The 16,633-nt window shown below is 36.5% G+C and carries 14 protein-coding genes; 6 read left to right on the top strand and 8 right to left on the bottom strand.

The genetic code is table 11. The features are described from left to right. Positions 1-225 precede the first annotated feature (225 nt). Together RTP99_RS13195 and RTP99_RS13190 are read left to right on the top strand one after the other, a co-directional pair. Entirely contained in the window at positions 226-861 is a 636-nt protein-coding gene (locus RTP99_RS13195) for a YigZ family protein (RefSeq protein WP_000926694.1), read from the top strand. Between the two features lie 74 nt (positions 862-935). Further along, positions 936-2,069 (top strand): LCP family protein, encoded by a 1,134-nt coding sequence (locus tag RTP99_RS13190; RefSeq protein ID WP_000392776.1) that lies wholly within the window; start codon positions 936-938, stop codon positions 2,067-2,069. Between the two features lie 34 nt (positions 2,070-2,103). Here the strand turns inward: RTP99_RS13190 and wecB are convergent, their stop codons facing one another. Both wecB and RTP99_RS13180 read right to left on the bottom strand, forming a co-directional pair. Then, positions 2,104-3,219: a non-hydrolyzing UDP-N-acetylglucosamine 2-epimerase gene (gene wecB / locus RTP99_RS13185; protein WP_000140128.1), complete on the bottom strand. Its 1,116-nt coding sequence runs from the start codon at positions 3,217-3,219 to the stop codon at positions 2,104-2,106. A gap of 74 nt (positions 3,220-3,293) precedes the next feature. Continuing rightward, positions 3,294-4,664 carry a UDP-glucose dehydrogenase family protein gene (locus tag RTP99_RS13180; protein WP_000287633.1) on the bottom strand — a complete coding sequence of 457 codons (1,371 nt, stop codon included), beginning with the start codon at positions 4,662-4,664 and terminating at the stop codon, positions 3,294-3,296. Positions 4,665-5,153: 489 nt separating this feature from the next. Here RTP99_RS13180 and RTP99_RS13175 point away from each other — a divergent pair, with 489 nt between their 5' ends. The 3 genes from RTP99_RS13175 (at position 5,154) to RTP99_RS13165 (ending at position 9,945) form a co-directional block, all read left to right on the top strand. Further along, complete coding sequence (locus tag RTP99_RS13175) at positions 5,154-6,227, top strand: glycosyltransferase family 4 protein (protein ID WP_000378304.1); 1,074 nt, start codon at positions 5,154-5,156, stop codon at positions 6,225-6,227. Between the two features lie 200 nt (positions 6,228-6,427). Then, positions 6,428-7,165, top strand: a complete 738-nt coding sequence (locus RTP99_RS13170) for a polysaccharide deacetylase family protein (protein WP_000597165.1) — start codon at positions 6,428-6,430, stop codon at positions 7,163-7,165. Between the two features lie 104 nt (positions 7,166-7,269). Beyond that, positions 7,270-9,945 (top strand): sigma-54-dependent transcriptional regulator, encoded by a 2,676-nt coding sequence (locus tag RTP99_RS13165; RefSeq protein WP_046648857.1) that lies wholly within the window; start codon positions 7,270-7,272, stop codon positions 9,943-9,945. Between the two features lie 177 nt (positions 9,946-10,122). Here RTP99_RS13165 and exsM read toward each other — a convergent pair whose 3' ends face one another. After that, positions 10,123-10,536, bottom strand: a complete 414-nt coding sequence (gene exsM, locus RTP99_RS13160) for an exosporium regulatory protein ExsM (protein WP_000207032.1) — start codon at positions 10,534-10,536, stop codon at positions 10,123-10,125. A 189-nt stretch (positions 10,537-10,725) separates the two neighbouring features. Between exsM and RTP99_RS13155 the strand changes: the two genes are divergently transcribed. Continuing rightward, a complete protein-coding gene (locus RTP99_RS13155; RefSeq protein WP_000429776.1) occupies positions 10,726-11,907 on the top strand; it encodes a chromate transporter in 1,182 nt (393 codons plus the stop codon). A gap of 40 nt (positions 11,908-11,947) precedes the next feature. Here the strand turns inward: RTP99_RS13155 and chbG are convergent, their stop codons facing one another. The 5 genes from chbG to RTP99_RS13130 all read right to left on the bottom strand — a co-directional run bounded on the left by chbG (position 11,948) and on the right by RTP99_RS13130 (position 16,316). Further along, the gene (gene chbG, locus RTP99_RS13150) at positions 11,948-12,652 is read right to left on the bottom strand and encodes a chitin disaccharide deacetylase (RefSeq protein WP_000593461.1); all 705 of its coding nucleotides are present in this window, start codon (positions 12,650-12,652) and stop codon (positions 11,948-11,950) included. Between the two features lie 202 nt (positions 12,653-12,854). Then, entirely contained in the window at positions 12,855-14,180 is a 1,326-nt protein-coding gene (celF, locus tag RTP99_RS13145; RefSeq protein WP_000145756.1) for a 6-phospho-beta-glucosidase, read from the bottom strand. Positions 14,181-14,183: 3 nt separating this feature from the next. After that, positions 14,184-14,507 carry a PTS lactose/cellobiose transporter subunit IIA gene (locus RTP99_RS13140; protein WP_000989047.1) on the bottom strand — a complete coding sequence of 108 codons (324 nt, stop codon included), beginning with the start codon at positions 14,505-14,507 and terminating at the stop codon, positions 14,184-14,186. A 182-nt stretch (positions 14,508-14,689) separates the two neighbouring features. Beyond that, positions 14,690-15,997: a PTS cellobiose transporter subunit IIC gene (gene celB, locus RTP99_RS13135; RefSeq protein WP_001168843.1), complete on the bottom strand. Its 1,308-nt coding sequence runs from the start codon at positions 15,995-15,997 to the stop codon at positions 14,690-14,692. Between the two features lie 16 nt (positions 15,998-16,013). Next, the gene (locus RTP99_RS13130; RefSeq protein WP_001023569.1) at positions 16,014-16,316 is read right to left on the bottom strand and encodes a PTS sugar transporter subunit IIB; all 303 of its coding nucleotides are present in this window, start codon (positions 16,314-16,316) and stop codon (positions 16,014-16,016) included. Between the last annotated feature and the right edge of the window lie 317 nt (positions 16,317-16,633).

Raw genomic sequence — 16,633 nt, 5'->3', positions numbered from 1 at the left:
TATAAAAAAGTTTTTATTTCCTAATTTTACACGAAAACTAAAAATGGTGCATCCATACATGAAAATGCGGGTTTGAAATTATACTGATCATCTCGACAAATTACAACAAAAAGGTAAAATACTCATCAAAAATTTCAGCTTATTTATAAAAAATGTTTGAATATAAAAACGCCCGCTTTTAAAATGTAAAGTACTAGTCATTTTGATGGATAGGGGCGTATACAAGTGTTATTACAATATTTAACAATAAAAAACTACGGTGAACACGAAATTGTTATTCAAAAATCAAGATTCATCTGTTACGTTAGTCGTGCTACAACCGAAGAAGAAGCTCAAGAATTCATACAAAAAATCAAAAAACAAAACTGGAATGCAACACATAATTGTTCTGCGTATTTAATTGGCGAACAAGATCAAATCCAAAAAGCAAATGATGATGGTGAACCTAGTGGTACAGCTGGCGTACCCATGTTAGAGGTACTAAAAAAACGCGGTTTAAAAGATACCGTCGTTGTCGTTACCCGATATTTTGGTGGCATCAAACTGGGAGCTGGTGGATTAATTCGCGCATATGGAAAATGTACAAGCGAAGGCATTAATCATGTCGGTGTTGTCGAGCGAAAGCTAATGCGTATTATGCAGACCGAAATTGATTACACATTACTTGGCAAAATTGAAAATGAATTACGCAATTCAAAATATGCCATTAAAGATATACATTACCTCGAAAATGTCACATTTGATACGTATGTAGAAGAAGATGGAAAACAAGCATTCACGGATTGGATGATTGAATTAACAAATGGGAAATGTACAATTACAGAAGGAGATATGTTGTACTTAGAACAAGATATTATCTAAGAATAACTACTGTATCGCCTTTAAAGATTAATGTAGTGAATTACTTTCCTACAAATGAACTAAGGAGATTATATATGGAAGAACGTTATTATCATCTCCAAAATAGCAGAATAAAAAAGAAACGAAGAAGAAAGTTTTTCTACTTCCTTATTTTCTTATTTTTATTTGGTAGTGTAGGACTTTATATATTAAATTCCTACTCTTCTCTCATGGGGATGTATAGTGGTTTTACTCGTGAAAAATCGGATTTGAGAACCGAAGATGTAGAAATTACAAAGGAGCCTTTTACACTCCTTATTATGGGTATAGAAGATTATGCAACAGACGGCCAAAACGGTCGTACAGATTCATTAATGTTTGCGACAGTCAATCCGAAAACGCAAAAGATTTCGCTTATGAGTATCCCTCGTGATAGTCGCGTTCCAATTGTCGGAAAGAATAAAGAGGACAAAATTAACGCTGCGCATGCTTACGGCGGAGAAGAAATGGCAATCAAAACTGTCGAAGGTTTCCTAAAAGTACCTGTAGACCATTATGTTAAAATTGATTTCCAAGGATTTAAAGGTATTGTTGATGCTGTTGGCGGTGTTACTGTTGATGTTCCCTTCGATTTTTGGGAGCGTTCAGACGTAGATTACTACAAAAAAATCCAATTTAAGCAAGGACAGCAAGAATTAAATGGTGAAGAAGCACTCGCTTACGTTCGTATGCGAAAGCAAGATCCAAATGGTGACTATGGTCGGGCCGCTAGACAAAGACAATTACTAGCTGCTGTTGCTCAAAAACTAAATTCCACCTCTACCGTATTTAAAATTAAAGATTTAACATCGGTCGTTGGAAAATATATAAAAACTGACATTCCTATTTCTGATGGCCTTGCTCTTTACAAGAAACTTTCTGGGTTTGATCCTTCCACAATACAAACACTCAAACTTGAAGGAGAAGACAAAAAAATAGGTGGTATTTATTACTTCCTTCCAGATCCAAACGGTGTTGAGGCAGTACGTAACGAAATTAAAAAAGAACTAGGAGAAAAGGTAACCACGCAAGAAAATTCAACAACAAAAACCGAATCCACTCCTTCTTCAAATTCTAACTCTAACGAAAAAGCGAAGAAAGAAACGAATCGGAATCAGAATAAAACACCAACTGATCCCCCTCCTTCTACGAATGCTCATGCAGAGTGGATTATGAGAAATCAGCAATAAAAAAGAGCCAAATCGCATGCGATTTGGCTTTTTTTTATTTATTAAAGTGTTTTAAAATTGCTTCTACAATACGCTCTGATGCACGGCCATCACCGTACGGATTAGATGCTTTTGACATCTTATCATGAGCTTCTTTGTCTGATAACAACTCATCAGCAAGGCTAAAGATTGTCTCTTCGTCTGTTCCCGCTAATTTCAACGTACCTGCTTCAATACCTTCTGGACGCTCTGTTGTATCACGAAGAACAAGAACTGGCACACCGAGTGATGGTGCTTCCTCTTGTACCCCGCCAGAGTCAGTTAACATTAAGTATGAACGAGCTGCAACATTGTGGAAATCAATTACATCTAGCGGCTCAATTAAATGAATGCGGCCATGATCGCCTAAAATATCATTTGCAGTTTCACGAACAACAGGGTTCATATGAACAGGATACACAACTTGTACGTCTTCATGCTTATCAACAAGACGCTTAATTGCACGGAACATATTACGCATTGGCTCTCCTAGGTTTTCACGGCGGTGAGCTGTCATAAGTACAAGACGATCATTTCCAAGTTTCTCTAGTACAGGATGACTATATGTTTCTTTTACAGTCGTTTTTAGCGCGTCAATCGCTGTATTTCCTGTTATGAAAATGCGTGATTCATCTTTATTTTCTTTCTGTAAGTTCGTTGCTGATTTTGCTGTAGGTGAGAAATGAAGATCTGCCATTACGCCTGTTAATTGGCGATTCATCTCTTCTGGGTATGGAGAATACTTATCCCATGTACGAAGTCCTGCTTCGACATGACCTACTGGAATTTGATTGTAGAAAGCAGCTAAACTTGCAATAAACGTTGTCGTCGTATCACCATGTACAAGTACGATATCAGGCTTTGCTTCTTTCATTACTTTATCCAAACCTTCTAAACCACGCGTTGTAATATCGATTAAAGTTTGGCGATCCTTCATAATATTCAAATCGAAATCTGGTGTAATTCCAAAGATACTTAATACTTGGTCTAACATTTGACGATGTTGTGCTGTTACAGTCACAATCGATTCAATTTTCTCAGGATGCTTTTGCAACTCTAATACAAGAGGTGCCATTTTAATTGCTTCTGGACGTGTCCCGAAAATTGTCATTACTTTTAAACGTTCAGTCATTTCATTGCCTCTTTTCTTTCACTAGTTACAAATCCTATTATGACATATAAGAATATACATGAATACATACCTTTTTAACGAATAACAGAAAAATCCCTCTTATGAATACTTTCTCTTCCAACGGAATAATAATCTATTCCTTGTTTCTTGACATCCTCATTAGTATAACAATTTCTTCCATCAAATAAAATAGGCTCTCTCATAAGTTGTGCGTACTTTTCTAACGGATAAGCTCTGATTGCTTCCCATTCTGTCACGATAAAAGCCGCACTCGCTCCTCTAATCGATTCATCTATACATTCGCTATATTGTATAGTCTCCCCAAAGATATTTTTCATATTGTGAATTGCCTTTGGATCATATAGAACTACATCCGCACCCATATGAATTAATTCTTGTATCATAATAAGGGACGGTGCGTCTCTTATATCATCCGTATTCGGTTTAAATGCCGCTCCCAGCACTGCAATCCGCTTCTTGTTCATATTTACTACTTTCTTCGCTTTCTCAATCAATAACAACTGTTGTTTATTATTCACTTCAATGACGGCTTTTAACAAACGAAAATCATGCGCCACATTCCCTGCAATTTGCACAAGCGCTTTCGTATCTTTCGGAAAACACGATCCCCCGTAACCAATGCCCGCATTTAAAAAAGACGCCCCAATTCTCTTATCCATTCCCATTCCTTTTGCAACATCTAATACATTAGCTCCTACCTTCTCACATATATTTGAAATTTCATTGATAAAACTAATTTTTGTCGCTAAAAAGGCATTCGATGCGTATTTAATCATCTCTGCACTTTTTATATCTGTAACATACGTTTGCAAATGTAATTTACTATATAAATTCTCAACTTTTCGCGCCGCTTCCTCATTATCAGCTCCAATTACAATACGATCTCCCTGAAAAAAATCGTAAATCCCTGAACCCTCCCGTAAAAATTCGGGATTCGATACAATATGTAATTCATGCCTATTTTGTAATGCCTCCTCAATCCATCCCCTCATAGCACCATTCGTCCCTACAGGAACAGTACTTTTTGTAACAACAATAATGTCTTTAGTCGCATATGCTCCAATATCAAAACATGCATTTTGAATATACGTTAAATCTGCTGTCCCATCTAATAACGATGGCGTTCCAACTGCAATAAATATAAATTCTGCATCATGAAATGCTTCTTCTTTACTTGCTGTAAAAGTTAAACGATTATTCTCACACGCATCATGTATTAATTCATATAAGCCAGCTTCATAAATAGGCAGATCCCCTTGTTTTATCCGTTCAATTTTCTCATCATCTATATCAAAACATGTAACCGAATGTCCCAATACTGCCAATCCTACTCCTGTAATCAATCCAACGTATCCGGTACCTATTATCGTAATTTTCATTTCCTTTTCGCACAGGAATATACAATAGAAAATATACGAATACATAGAATTTCCCCTGTGCTTCCCCCTCTCACATTAAAAATGAGAAAACTCTTTTACTTCTTTATTATATGAATTGCTTTCTTCATTCTTTTTTAAGTTTTTGTAAAATTAAATATTGTCCATAAAACCAATAAAAATTTTACCGAGATTAAAGCTGCACGTTCAGGCTTGAAAAATTCCCACATTTTAACACGGAACTTACTCATTTCTACGTGTAACACTTATAATATTGAAATAAAATTATTCGCTATTAAAGAGAAAGAAAAAATGTCATATTCCAAAGCCCAATACGATTAACCTTCTCAAATGATTCAACATTCTGTATACCATTGTCATATATTCTATCTGCTTCCATTTACCATAAAACGAAAAAAAGATTGAATTCTAATCTTTTTGTGATACCATATGTTATGAGCCTGTAAATAAACATCATAATTTTCAGATAAATATATTAAAAAAAATTACGTTAGACTATAAAAGGGTGGGGTATTAATGGACTCACAAGTGATTTATGCCATTTTGGCATCTTTCATCACTGTACTCATCGTTACTCCTTTAGTTATTAAGTTAGCTTTTAAAATAGGAGCAACAGATAAGCCAAACGCGCGTAAAGTGCACCAAAAGATTATGCCTCGTCTTGGCGGGTTAGCAATATTTATTGGTGTGGCTGTTGGATTTGTTGTCGGTGGCTTATACGAACAAAGAATGTTATCGATAACGCTAGGTGCGATTATCATTGTAATCATCGGTATTTTAGATGATATGTACGAGTTATCTGCGAAGGTAAAATTCAGTGGACAACTATTAGTTGCCATTATGATTGTAAAAAGTGGATTATTAGTGCAAGTATTATATATTCCAATCCTCGGGGATACTGAACTTGGATGGCTTGCTTACCCAATTACAGTATTTTGGATTGTAGGTATTACAAATGCCATCAACTTAATTGACGGCTTAGATGGATTATCCGCTGGTATTTCATCTATCGTACTGGCAACGCTAGCATATATGGCCTTCACTAGCCCATGGGGTACTGGAGCTGCTATTATCTTACCACTAGCATTAATTACATTAGCAAGTACAATTGGATTTTTATTCTACAACTTCCATCCAGCAAAAATTTTCATGGGAGATACAGGAGCACTATTTTTAGGATACTGTATTTCTGTTATATCGTTACTTGGATTATACAAAAGTGTAACGCTATTCAGCTTTATCGTTCCAGTTATCATTTTAGGCGTGCCTGTATTTGATACGACATTTGCAATTATCCGTCGTATCGTAAATAAAAAACCTATTTCAGCACCAGATAAGTCGCATTTACATCACCGTTTACTTGCAATGGGCTTCTCTCATCGTAAAACGGTACTAATTATATACGCATTCGGTATTTTCTTTAGTGTAAATGCAATCATTTTCTCTAGTGCGACATTATGGTTATCCATTATTCTTCTTTTCGTTTTAATCTTCTTTACAGAGATTATTGCTGAAGTAATTGGACTTGTACATGAACGTTACAAACCACTTATTTCCTTTTATAAAAAAGTGAAAAAACGCGAAGACTAATTGTAGTATAGCCTTTACTATTATGAAATATTCAAATAGCATCCTCTTTCTTATAAGAGGATGCTATTTTTTATTCGTTATTTTATATTTCCAAAATATAGCTTGTTTGAGAGTTCCACTATTGGAGAAAGATATACATAATAAGAAAAGGATTATATTTTCTTTTTTACATCTTGATTGTCAAACTGAGGGTGAATGTTATGATCAAGCGAGTATTTCAATACATTATTTTATTTTTAACGATTACTATGTACGCGTCATCTCATGCAGGAGCAACTACAATTCCCCCTGCTGAACATCATCCAAATACCAAAACTTCCTCTTCTACAAAAAAAATCGCGTACTTAACATTTGATGACGGACCAAACAAATATACTACGCAAATTTTAAACATCTTAAAAGAAAAGAACGGAAAAGCAACTTTCTTTGTTATTGGTGGAAAAGTACCACATTATAAACAGACAATGCAACGATTAATTAAAGAGGGACATTATATCGGACTTCACAGTATGTCCCATGATGTAAAACGCCTTTACACTGGTGATCCATCCGCTTTAATTACAGAAATGGAACAAACACAAAACATTGTCCAACAAGTTACAAAATTAAATACACATCTCGTTCGTGTCCCATATGGTAGCATGCCTTACTTAAAAAAGAATTACCGTGATGCACTTGTATCAGCCCAGTATAAAATGTGGGATTGGACAATCGATACATACGACTGGAAAAGCTATGACAATCCTTCTGCCATACTAGAAAGGGTACGTAATCAGAGCGATGAACAAGTCGAAGTAATTTTAATGCATGATTCGAGTGTAACCGTACAAATACTGCCACAAGTAATTGATTACTTACAGTCACAAGGATACAAGCTTCTTCCCTATAATCCATCTTCTCATCTCGAAGTAAACTTTTGGAAAGACACAAGATTGTAACAGCTTTAGTGCCTATGTGCTAAAGCTGTTTTATTTTTCTCTTCCCACCCTTCCCATTTTTGTGTAAAATTTTAAATAGTGATGAAGTTTCGAGGTGAATAGAAATGAAACGAATAGATCTCATTTTTAACGCAATACAAAAAGGCAATTATACAGAAGGTGTAACTGCATCAGAACTCGCTACCCTGTTGCAGCTAGATCGAGCCAATGTAAGTAGCGACTTAAACAAACTCGTAAAAGATAAACGTTTATTAAAAACAAATACGCGTCCTGTTCGTTTTTATATAGAAACGAACACTTCGTTGGAAACGCATTCAAAAGAAGTAACTTCATTAGATACATTTGCAGTTGAAAATACGAGCCTTAAAATCGCAATCGAAAAAGCGAAAGCTTCTATTCTCTATCCTCCAAACGGTATGCATACTTTACTGCTCGGAGAAACAGGCGTCGGAAAATCCATGTTTGCTTCTTTAATGCACGAATATGCAATTGAAGTTGAACAGCTTCCTAAAAATGCACCATTTATCGTCTTTAACTGTGCTGATTATGCAAATAACCCACAGCTACTACTTGGGCAATTGTTTGGGATTAAAAAAGGAGCCTATACAGGGGCAAGTGATCAGAAAGGATTAATTGAAAAAGCACATGAAGGGATCCTTTTCTTAGATGAAGTACATCGCCTTCCTCCAGAGGGACAAGAAATGCTTTTCACCTTTATTGACCGCGGAGTATATCGTCGCCTTGGAGAAACAGAAAACGAACGTAAAGCACAAGTATTGATCATTACTGCTACAACAGAAGAGCCAAATTCATTTTTATTAAAAACATTTACAAGACGTATACCAATGACTGTCACGCTGCCACCACTTCGTGAGCGTACACATAAAGAACGTTTTGCTTTACTGCAACTATTTTTCACAAATGAAGCAATTCGCTTGCGAAAAGAAATTCACGTTAGTCCGAATGCAATGCGTGCTTTCGTCTTTTACAATTGTCCCAATAACATCGGCCAATTAAAAACAGATGTACAAATTGCCTGTGCGAAAGCCTATTCTGACTTCGTGACAAAGAAACGTGATTCTGTCTATGTTTCAAGTACAGACTTACCTTGGTATATGAAGGAAGGGCTCTTCATTGAAAGAAAAAGCCGTCATCTATACCAAATACCAAATGAAACATTTATATTTACAGGCGATGAAGGTTGGAGTAATCATAAAATAGAAAATGAAAAACAGTCTTCTATTTACGATTATATTGACTATAAATATGAAGAACTTCAAGCTCGTGGTATTGAAGAGGAAGAATTAGAATTACTAATAGAAAATGATATTCAAAGCTTTTTCGTACAATATTTTAACCAAATGTCAAAAAAGACAAGTCATGAAAATGTTTTTAAAATTGTAGATCGTAATATCGTTTCCGTTTGTGAAAAAATTGCTGAACTTGCTGAAAAACATTTATCCAAGACATTCGATGAAAAAGTATTTCTCGCTTTAAGTTTACATGTACAGACAACTCTACAACGTTTACAAGCTGGAAAACAAATTCATCACCCACAATTAAATCAAATTCGTACGAAATATAAAGAAGCTTTTTCCGTAGCTATGCAATGCATTCAACTACTGGAAGACGAATTACAAATAACAATGCCTATCGATGAAGCAGGCTTTTTAACAATGTTCTTCGTTGTTGATCCAATTCCTGCCTCACAAACAGAAGTAAAAGTATTAATATTAGCGCACGGCAACGGCATAGCAACAGAAATGGCAAACGTCGCAAACGAACTGCTCGGCATTGAGGAAGTAACCGGTATCGATATGCCGTTACATGAATCGCCGAAAGATTTCTTAGAGCGTGTGAAAGTGTATATGAAAACACTCCAAAATGTAAACGGGCTTCTCTTACTCGTTGATATGGGATCTCTCGCTTATATTGGTGATATATTAGAAACTGAGTTCAAAATTCCGGTACGTGTTCTTTCCATGACGAGCACTCCACATGCACTAGAAGCTGCTCGAAAAGCTCAGCTTGGCTACTCGTTAGATGCATTATATGAAACAGTAAAGAACTTAACACCGTTTTACTTAAACGTACAAGAAGAAAAGAAAAAGCCACTATCGCCAATGAAATCTGTTATTTTAACAGCTTGTTTAACTGGGGAAGGCAGTGCTTTAGCTATTCAAAAAATGTTGGAGAACTATTTGCGATTTGACAAAGACTTAATTGAAATCATTCCAATTAGTATCGTCCATGAAAAAGATTTAACGAAAATGATTGAGAACATAAAAAAAGAGCGGAATATCATTTGTATCGTCACAAATTTCGATGTGCAGGTGCCATGCTTAACTTATCATTTCCAAGACATTGTAAACTACACAGCGATTCAGCCAATTCAAGAATTAATTACGTATGAAGAAACATATGCAAAAATGGCTGATATTCTTGAACAACAAATGCAGCGTAACGACGGAGCACTACTTATTAAAACGATCCGTTACGCATTAAATACAATTCAAGAATTAATTTCCTTACAGCTAACTCCTGACAGTTTAATGGGTGTTATTCTTCATATGAGCTGTATGGTTGACCGTCTTCAAAAAGGAGAAAGCCTCCTCCCTCATCCAGATAAAGAGAAACGAAGACAAGATGAATACTGGATGTATATGAAAGTAAAAAAAGCATTGCAGCCAATTGAAAATACATTTGAAATACAAATACCTGATGACGAAGTGTTTTATGTTATGGACTTCTTCATTAAAAATCAGCCTGTAAAAAATTAATTGAGGTGGTTTTGTAGTATATCGACCGTAACTCGGATTTTATCGGCGATTTTCAAGTTATATCAGCGCAACTCAGATTTTATCAGCGATTTTCAAAATATATCGATTTGCCGGCTATATTCACTAAAATTTGTACCTTATAGCAAAAAAGGCTGTTCCAGATGAACAGCCTTTTTTCTACTTCTTTACTTTCCTAATTCTCCCCCTGATTTCGCCTTTCTTATTAGACTTCGTATAAACATTTACATATACATTCGCCTGAATGATTTCTTGCAGTAAGCTATCAAACGCTCGCCCTTGTAAAGGCCCTTCAAAATCCCCCACATTAACTACACCAGTGACGACTCCTTCATTAACACTAATACCTTGCTTTAATGGACCAAATAAACTTAAAACAATTGGACCAATTTGATCTGTTTTCCCTAAATGAATTTGGCATGATGTAACTTTTTCGATGTTTTTCAATATGACCCGATATTGCAACTTCTTTAAATCCTCACTAAATATAAACTCTGCTACGCCATAAGCTTCTGTATTTACAGGAGGTATTTCCCTCTTACCTGTTAACCTCGCAAAGAAATGTGTTGTCATACGGGCATTCTCCTTATATAAATTTCCCAGCACTACTTCTACTACTTTATGGTTTATACATAATCATTTATGACTTTTTCAAACTTTAATTACGAAGAAAAGATTCACACAATCTTTACATTAGAATCGTTCCTTTTGCTTTACTACCTCTTGTATAATGCACATAGAAAAACATTCTAGGAGGTTATTTTGGAAAATAATAAATATACTATTCACAAATTATTAGAGATTTTTCTCGTTGCATTTAAATTAGGACTTACTTCATTTGGTGGCCCCGTCGCCCATCTCGGCTATTTCCACCACGAATATGTACAAAAAAGAAAATGGATGGATGAACGAAGCTATGGAGATTTAGTAGCACTATGTCAATTCCTCCCTGGTCCTGCTAGCAGCCAAGTTGGTATGGGCGTTGGATTATTAAGAGGCGGGGTATTCGGAGCTATTATTTCATGGATCGGATTCACTTTGCCGTCTGTGATTGGTTTAGTTTTCTTCGCCTCATTCCTTAATCAGTTCAATCTTGGAAGTACTGGCTGGATTCATGGACTAAAAGTTGTAGCAGTCGCTATTGTCGCTCATGCCATATGGGGAATGGCGCAAAAATTAACGCCAGACCGAAATCGTGCGACGATTGCAATTGCAACTGCCTCAATCGCCCTATTATGGCCAAGTAGCTGGACACAAGTCACTCTCATTATCATATCTGGCTGTATCGGCTGGCTTTTATATCGCAACCAACCAATTAGCCAATCTCAACATATAAAAGTACCTATTTCAAAAAAGATAGCAGTTTCTTGTCTCGTCTTATTCTTCGGACTATTACTACTGCTACCAATATTAAGACCGTTCTCTTATTACATCGCTTTATTTGATAGTTTCTATCGCTCTGGTGCACTTGTATTTGGAGGCGGACACGTCGTCCTCCCCCTTCTTGAAGGTGAGTTCGTACAAAACGGAATGATGACGAAAGAACAATTTCTAGCTGGATACGGATTAACACAAGCAATGCCAGGACCACTATTTACATTCGCCTCTTATATAGGAGCATTGTTAAACGGGACGCTTGGGGCCATACTTGCAACAATTGCTATTTTTCTTCCTGCTTTCTTACTCGTTATTGGTGTATTACCATTTTGGAACAATGTGAGAAAAATATCTTTCATACAAGGCGCACTACTTGGAGTCAATGCCGCTGTTGTTGGTATTTTAATTGCTGCTTTTTATGATCCTATTTGGACAAGCACAATGATGAACGCTGTAGATTTTGTTTTTGCGTCTCTTCTCTTTTGCTTGCTTGCTTTTTGGAAAACACCACCTTGGGTTATCGTTATACTCGGAGCCTTTGGCGGATATATTCTATCCATTTTATAAATATAAAAAACGACGGCATGATATAGCCGTCGTTTTTCTATTAAAACTTCACAAGCTCTATTCCTTCAGGCAACTCGCTCTCTGTTAAAATACGCAATTCTTTCACGCGATCCATTACGTAAGAAGAACGCTTCACAAGCTCTGGATCAATATACGCTGGATGAACCATAATTTCCACCGTTTGTTCACCTTGTACTCTTTCTTTTAACTTCACAAAGTAATCTTCCGTCACACCATCCGCATAAAAGTCACTGTAAAATACGTCAGAAAACGGGCGTACTGCTCGCTCTTCCTCACAACGACGAATTGGAACATTATATGTAGCCGCTAATTTCTCAAGAACATCGTGTAAAATCGGTAATCCATGCACGTGATGATGACTATCTAAATGAGTTGGCGTTAATCCGTAAGATAAGAATTTCTCAATTTGAGCAGTCCATTCTCGCTCGACTTCCTCTGGATTTATCTTCCCTTCCCATACGACGCTTTGTTTATGAAACAATCCATCGCTACTTACAAGTGATGGTACGTCTCCAAGAAGCGGTTTCCCTGCTGTTAATACGAGATGTACGCCTACTCCTAATGTGTTATGTTCTTTCGCTAAACGTACCGCATGCTCTGTTCCTGGCATATTCATCATCATCGTCGTTGAATTTACAAGTCCATTTATATGCCCATCAATAATACCGTAATTTGTACCTTCTGTAAGACCAAAATCATCTGCGTTTACAATTAACTTAATCATCGTAATACCTCCTAATAAAGTGAAACTTTAATCAGTGGGGGGGTTTCTTCACCCCCCACTGATTATTAGTTGAACCAATCGGACTTTTATGGGCAGTTGATCCCCCACCTAATTTCTTTGCTTTCGCTGAATTTTGAGGTAGGGGTCTTACTGCCCATTAAAGTGGGATAGAATAAAAAAAAGCGGGCTAAATAGCGCCGCTTTATTTCTCTACCTTTTTGAAGAACTGCGGAAGATGTTCTTTATGTGCTTCCAACATTTCATCTAAAATTTGTTTTGCAACTTTATCTGATGGTACAAGTGGATTAATTGTCATAGCAAGCAGCGCTTTATGATAATCCCCTGTAACAGCAGCTTCAATTGTTGTGCGCTCGAATGATTTAATTTGTTGTACTAAACCGCGAACTGGTACTGGAAGATCTCCAACTGCAATTGGTTTTGGACCTTCTTTCGTAATAATACAGTTCACTTCAACAGCCGAATCATGTGGCAAGCTTGCAATTGTTCCGTTGTTTCGTGTATTAACAGGCTGGATATCACCTTTATTATTATAAATAGACGTAATTAAGCTACATGCTGCGTCACTATAATAAGCGCCTCCACGTTTTTCTAATTGTGGTGGTTTAATATCTAAATTCGGGTCTTTATATAACTCGAATAAATCATCTTCTAATTGTTTTACTACTTCTGCACGTGTACCTTTTTCAACCGAAGCTTCTTTCTCTTCTTCTAGCATTTCACGTGTTTTGTAGTAGTAACGATGGTATGGACATGGAATTGCACGAAGGCCACGAATAAAGTCAGGTTCCCAGTTAAGCGCAGCAATATTTTCCATCGTAATTTGCTTCTCTGGATCTGTTACAAGCTCTAACACACGATCCATTACACTTACGCCATCTAAATATACGTCTAGTCCGTATACCATATGGTTTAAACCTGCGAAGTCAACGTGTACACGACTGGCATCTACCTCAAGTAATCTCGCAAGACCCATACGGATTCCGATTGGAACGTTACATAAACCAACTACTCTTTGAATATTTGTATAACGAAGGACAGCTTCTGTTACCATACCAGCTGGGTTTGCAAAGTTAATTAACCATGCATTCGGACAAAGCTCCTCCATGTCCTTACAAATATCTAAAATAACAGGAATCGTTCTCAACGCTTTGAATAAACCACCAGGACCATTCGTTTCCTGACCGATTACATCATATTTTAACGGGATCGCTTCATCTTTTGCACGAGCTTCTAATAAACCTACGCGAAGCTGCGTCGTTACGAAATCAGCATCTTTTAATGCTTCGCGACGATCAAGCGTTAAATGTACCTCAATTGGTAAACCAGATTTTTTTACCATACGTTTCGCTAAGTTACCAACGATTTCTAACTTTTCTTTTCCTGCCTCAATATCTACTAACCAAATTTCACGAACAGGAAGCTCATCATAACGTTTAATAAATCCTTCAATTAACTCTGGTGTATAACTAGATCCACCGCCGATTGTAGCAATTTTAATTCCAGTCATGCTTTATTCCCCTTTCGCTTCTAACTTTTTATAAAGGTCAATAAACTCTGCTGCTAATTCTTTTACTGTAATCGCATTCATTAAATGATCTTGTGCATGAATTAAAAGAACACTAATCTCTGTTTTTTCTCCTCTTGCTTCTGATTGTATGAGCTCCGTTTGAAAATGATGCGCTTCATTAATCGCTTCTTTCGCCTTTGCCATCGCTTCATCAGCTTCTGCCATTTTCCCCTGTTTGGCAAATTGAAGTGCCTCCATCGCAAAGCTTCGTGCATTACCACTATTTAAAATTAATTGAAATGGAATTTGTTCTGCTGTAGTCATCATAATTACCGCCCTCTCTATTATCGTTCAACCGATTGAAATACCCCTTCAGTTTGAACATTTCTATTAAAATATTAATTTATGAATGATAGTTTGGTGTTCTTGTAGATGGGTTTCATCTTTTTGAACATGATATAAAGGTAATTATTCTGACGAGCTAGAGAAACTCGTCAGAATAATATTTTTTAAAGTGATACTGAATTGTCGCTTCCTTTTGTTTCAGCTTTTGCAGCTTGTACATACGTACGGTCACACATTAATACGAATGGATAGTAAATCAATACTGCAATTGCAAAGTTTACTACTTGTAATGCTGCACCAGCGATACTTCCGCCCGCTACAAGATAACCACTAAAGATTGGTGGCATTGTCCATGGAACTAAAGCAACTGTTTTTGGTACCCATCCTAAAGAGATCGCTGTATAAGAAGTAATAACTAATACAACTGGTGTCAGTACGAATGGAATAATTAATGCTGGATTTAATACAATTGGTGTACCGAAAATAACTGGTTCGTTAATATTGAAGAAACCAGGTCCGATAGATACGCGACCTACACCGCGAAGCTGCGCACTTTTTGCAACAAGCATTACTGCAACTAAGAATGCTAACGTTGCACCTGATCCACCGATGTACACGTATACATCAAAGAATGGTTTTGTGAAAATATGCGGTACATCATATGCAGACATACCACCATCAAATAGTTTCATGTTTTTTTCTAACGCTGGTAAATAAATTGGGTCAATAATACCCCCAATAATATTCGGACCATGTAATCCGAAGAACCATAATACATGAATAAGCAACGCAATAATAATTGCACTTGGCAATGTACCTGCTAAACCTTGTAATGGTACTTGAATTGTTTCAAATACGAATTTATGAATACTTGTTCCTGCTAATTTCACTGCTAATTGAATGCCTGCTGTTACGATTAAAATAACGAATGCTGGAACTAATGCTGCAAATGATTTCATTACTGCTGGTGGAACACCGTCAGGCATTTTAATTGTAATATCTCTTTGAACAAAGAATCTAAATACTTCAGTTACAAGAAGAGCCACTATGATAGAAACGAATAGACCTTGTGCCCCTGTCCAAGCTAAATCAATACCACCTTCTTTTGGCGTTGTCGGAGAAATAATAATTAATGCACCGAATGTAATAATTGCTGCTGACAACGCATCTATGCCGTAAGATTTTGCCAAATTATAACTGATTCCAACTGCGACTATAAGGGCAAGTATAGCAAAGGAACCAGTCCACATACCGCCACCGACATCTTTCCAAACTTCCCCGAATGCACCTTTCATAAATTTTTGGAATGCATCCACTGGTAAGTTATTAATAAGTATTGCAAATGATCCAACTAAAATAAGAGGCATAACTGCGATAAATCCATCACGGATCGCAACTAAGTGGCGCTGCGATCCAATTCTACCTGCGATAGGAACTAAATATTTCTCCATGAATGCAATAAACTTTTGCATTTCGCTTCCCCCCTAATTATTTTTTTAGTGTTAACGCGTGATCTAAAACTGCTTCTCCATTCATCATGCCGTAGTGCATTGGATTGATAACGTCGATTCCAACGTTTCTCTCATCAGCAAGCGTTTTCATTGAAGAAAGCATGTAACGAACTTGTGGTCCTAATAATAATACATCCGCTTGATCGATATTTGTTTTTACTGCATCCCCAGATACAGCCCAAATCTTTCCTTCTAAACCTCGAGCTTTTGCAGCCGCTTCCATTTTTGTAACTAGTAAACTTGTAGACATCCCTGCTGAGCAACATAATAAAATATTCATTTGAAAATCCCCCTTGTGTAGTATAAAAATTTTATGTTTTATTTATTTTTCTTTACGCTATTTATTAATGCAATTAGCGTGCCAATTTTTTAAAACCACTAAAATCAGCACTTTTTCGACCATTTCCTTTGTGTGTTAACGCTTTCAATTAGTGTGTCGACCAAAAAACACACAGTGTGTTATAAAACAACACGCTTTTAACACATAACTGTATGAAAATAGATTAGTGTTTAGTTGTCTAGTTGTATTTAAAACAAAAAAACACTAAAAAAATTTTTTAGTGTTTTTACCCCATGCCCTTCAAGCTAAGATTTTAA

Origin of the sequence: Bacillus sp. (in: firmicutes) (assembly GCF_031983925.1) — a bacterium.
Lineage (GTDB): Bacteria > Bacillota > Bacilli > Bacillales > Bacillaceae_G > Bacillus_A > Bacillus_A pacificus.
The sequence above is the reverse complement of the archived record's forward strand: the minus strand, read 5'-3'. Positions and strand labels throughout refer to the sequence as shown.

Bases quoted from the DNA above. Each gene is read 5' to 3' on its own strand.
- RTP99_RS13130 (WP_001023569.1), bottom strand. From the start codon at position 16,316: ATGAATATTTTATTATGTTGCTCAGCAGGGATGTCTACAAGTTTACTA.
- exsM (WP_000207032.1), bottom strand. From the start codon at position 10,536: ATGACAACACATTTCTTTGCGAGGTTAACAGGTAAGAGGGAAATACCT.
- RTP99_RS13165 (WP_046648857.1), top strand. From the start codon at position 7,270: ATGAAACGAATAGATCTCATTTTTAACGCAATACAAAAAGGCAATTAT.
- RTP99_RS13140 (WP_000989047.1), bottom strand. From the start codon at position 14,507: ATGATGACTACAGCAGAACAAATTCCATTTCAATTAATTTTAAATAGT.
- RTP99_RS13180 (WP_000287633.1), bottom strand. From the start codon at position 4,664: ATGTATTCGTATATTTTCTATTGTATATTCCTGTGCGAAAAGGAAATG.
- celB (WP_001168843.1), bottom strand. From the start codon at position 15,997: ATGCAAAAGTTTATTGCATTCATGGAGAAATATTTAGTTCCTATCGCA.
- celF (WP_000145756.1), bottom strand. From the start codon at position 14,180: ATGACTGGAATTAAAATTGCTACAATCGGCGGTGGATCTAGTTATACA.
- chbG (WP_000593461.1), bottom strand. From the start codon at position 12,652: ATGATTAAGTTAATTGTAAACGCAGATGATTTTGGTCTTACAGAAGGT.
- RTP99_RS13175 (WP_000378304.1), top strand. From the start codon at position 5,154: ATGGACTCACAAGTGATTTATGCCATTTTGGCATCTTTCATCACTGTA.
- wecB (WP_000140128.1), bottom strand. From the start codon at position 3,219: ATGACTGAACGTTTAAAAGTAATGACAATTTTCGGGACACGTCCAGAA.
- RTP99_RS13190 (WP_000392776.1), top strand. From the start codon at position 936: ATGGAAGAACGTTATTATCATCTCCAAAATAGCAGAATAAAAAAGAAA.
- RTP99_RS13170 (WP_000597165.1), top strand. From the start codon at position 6,428: ATGATCAAGCGAGTATTTCAATACATTATTTTATTTTTAACGATTACT.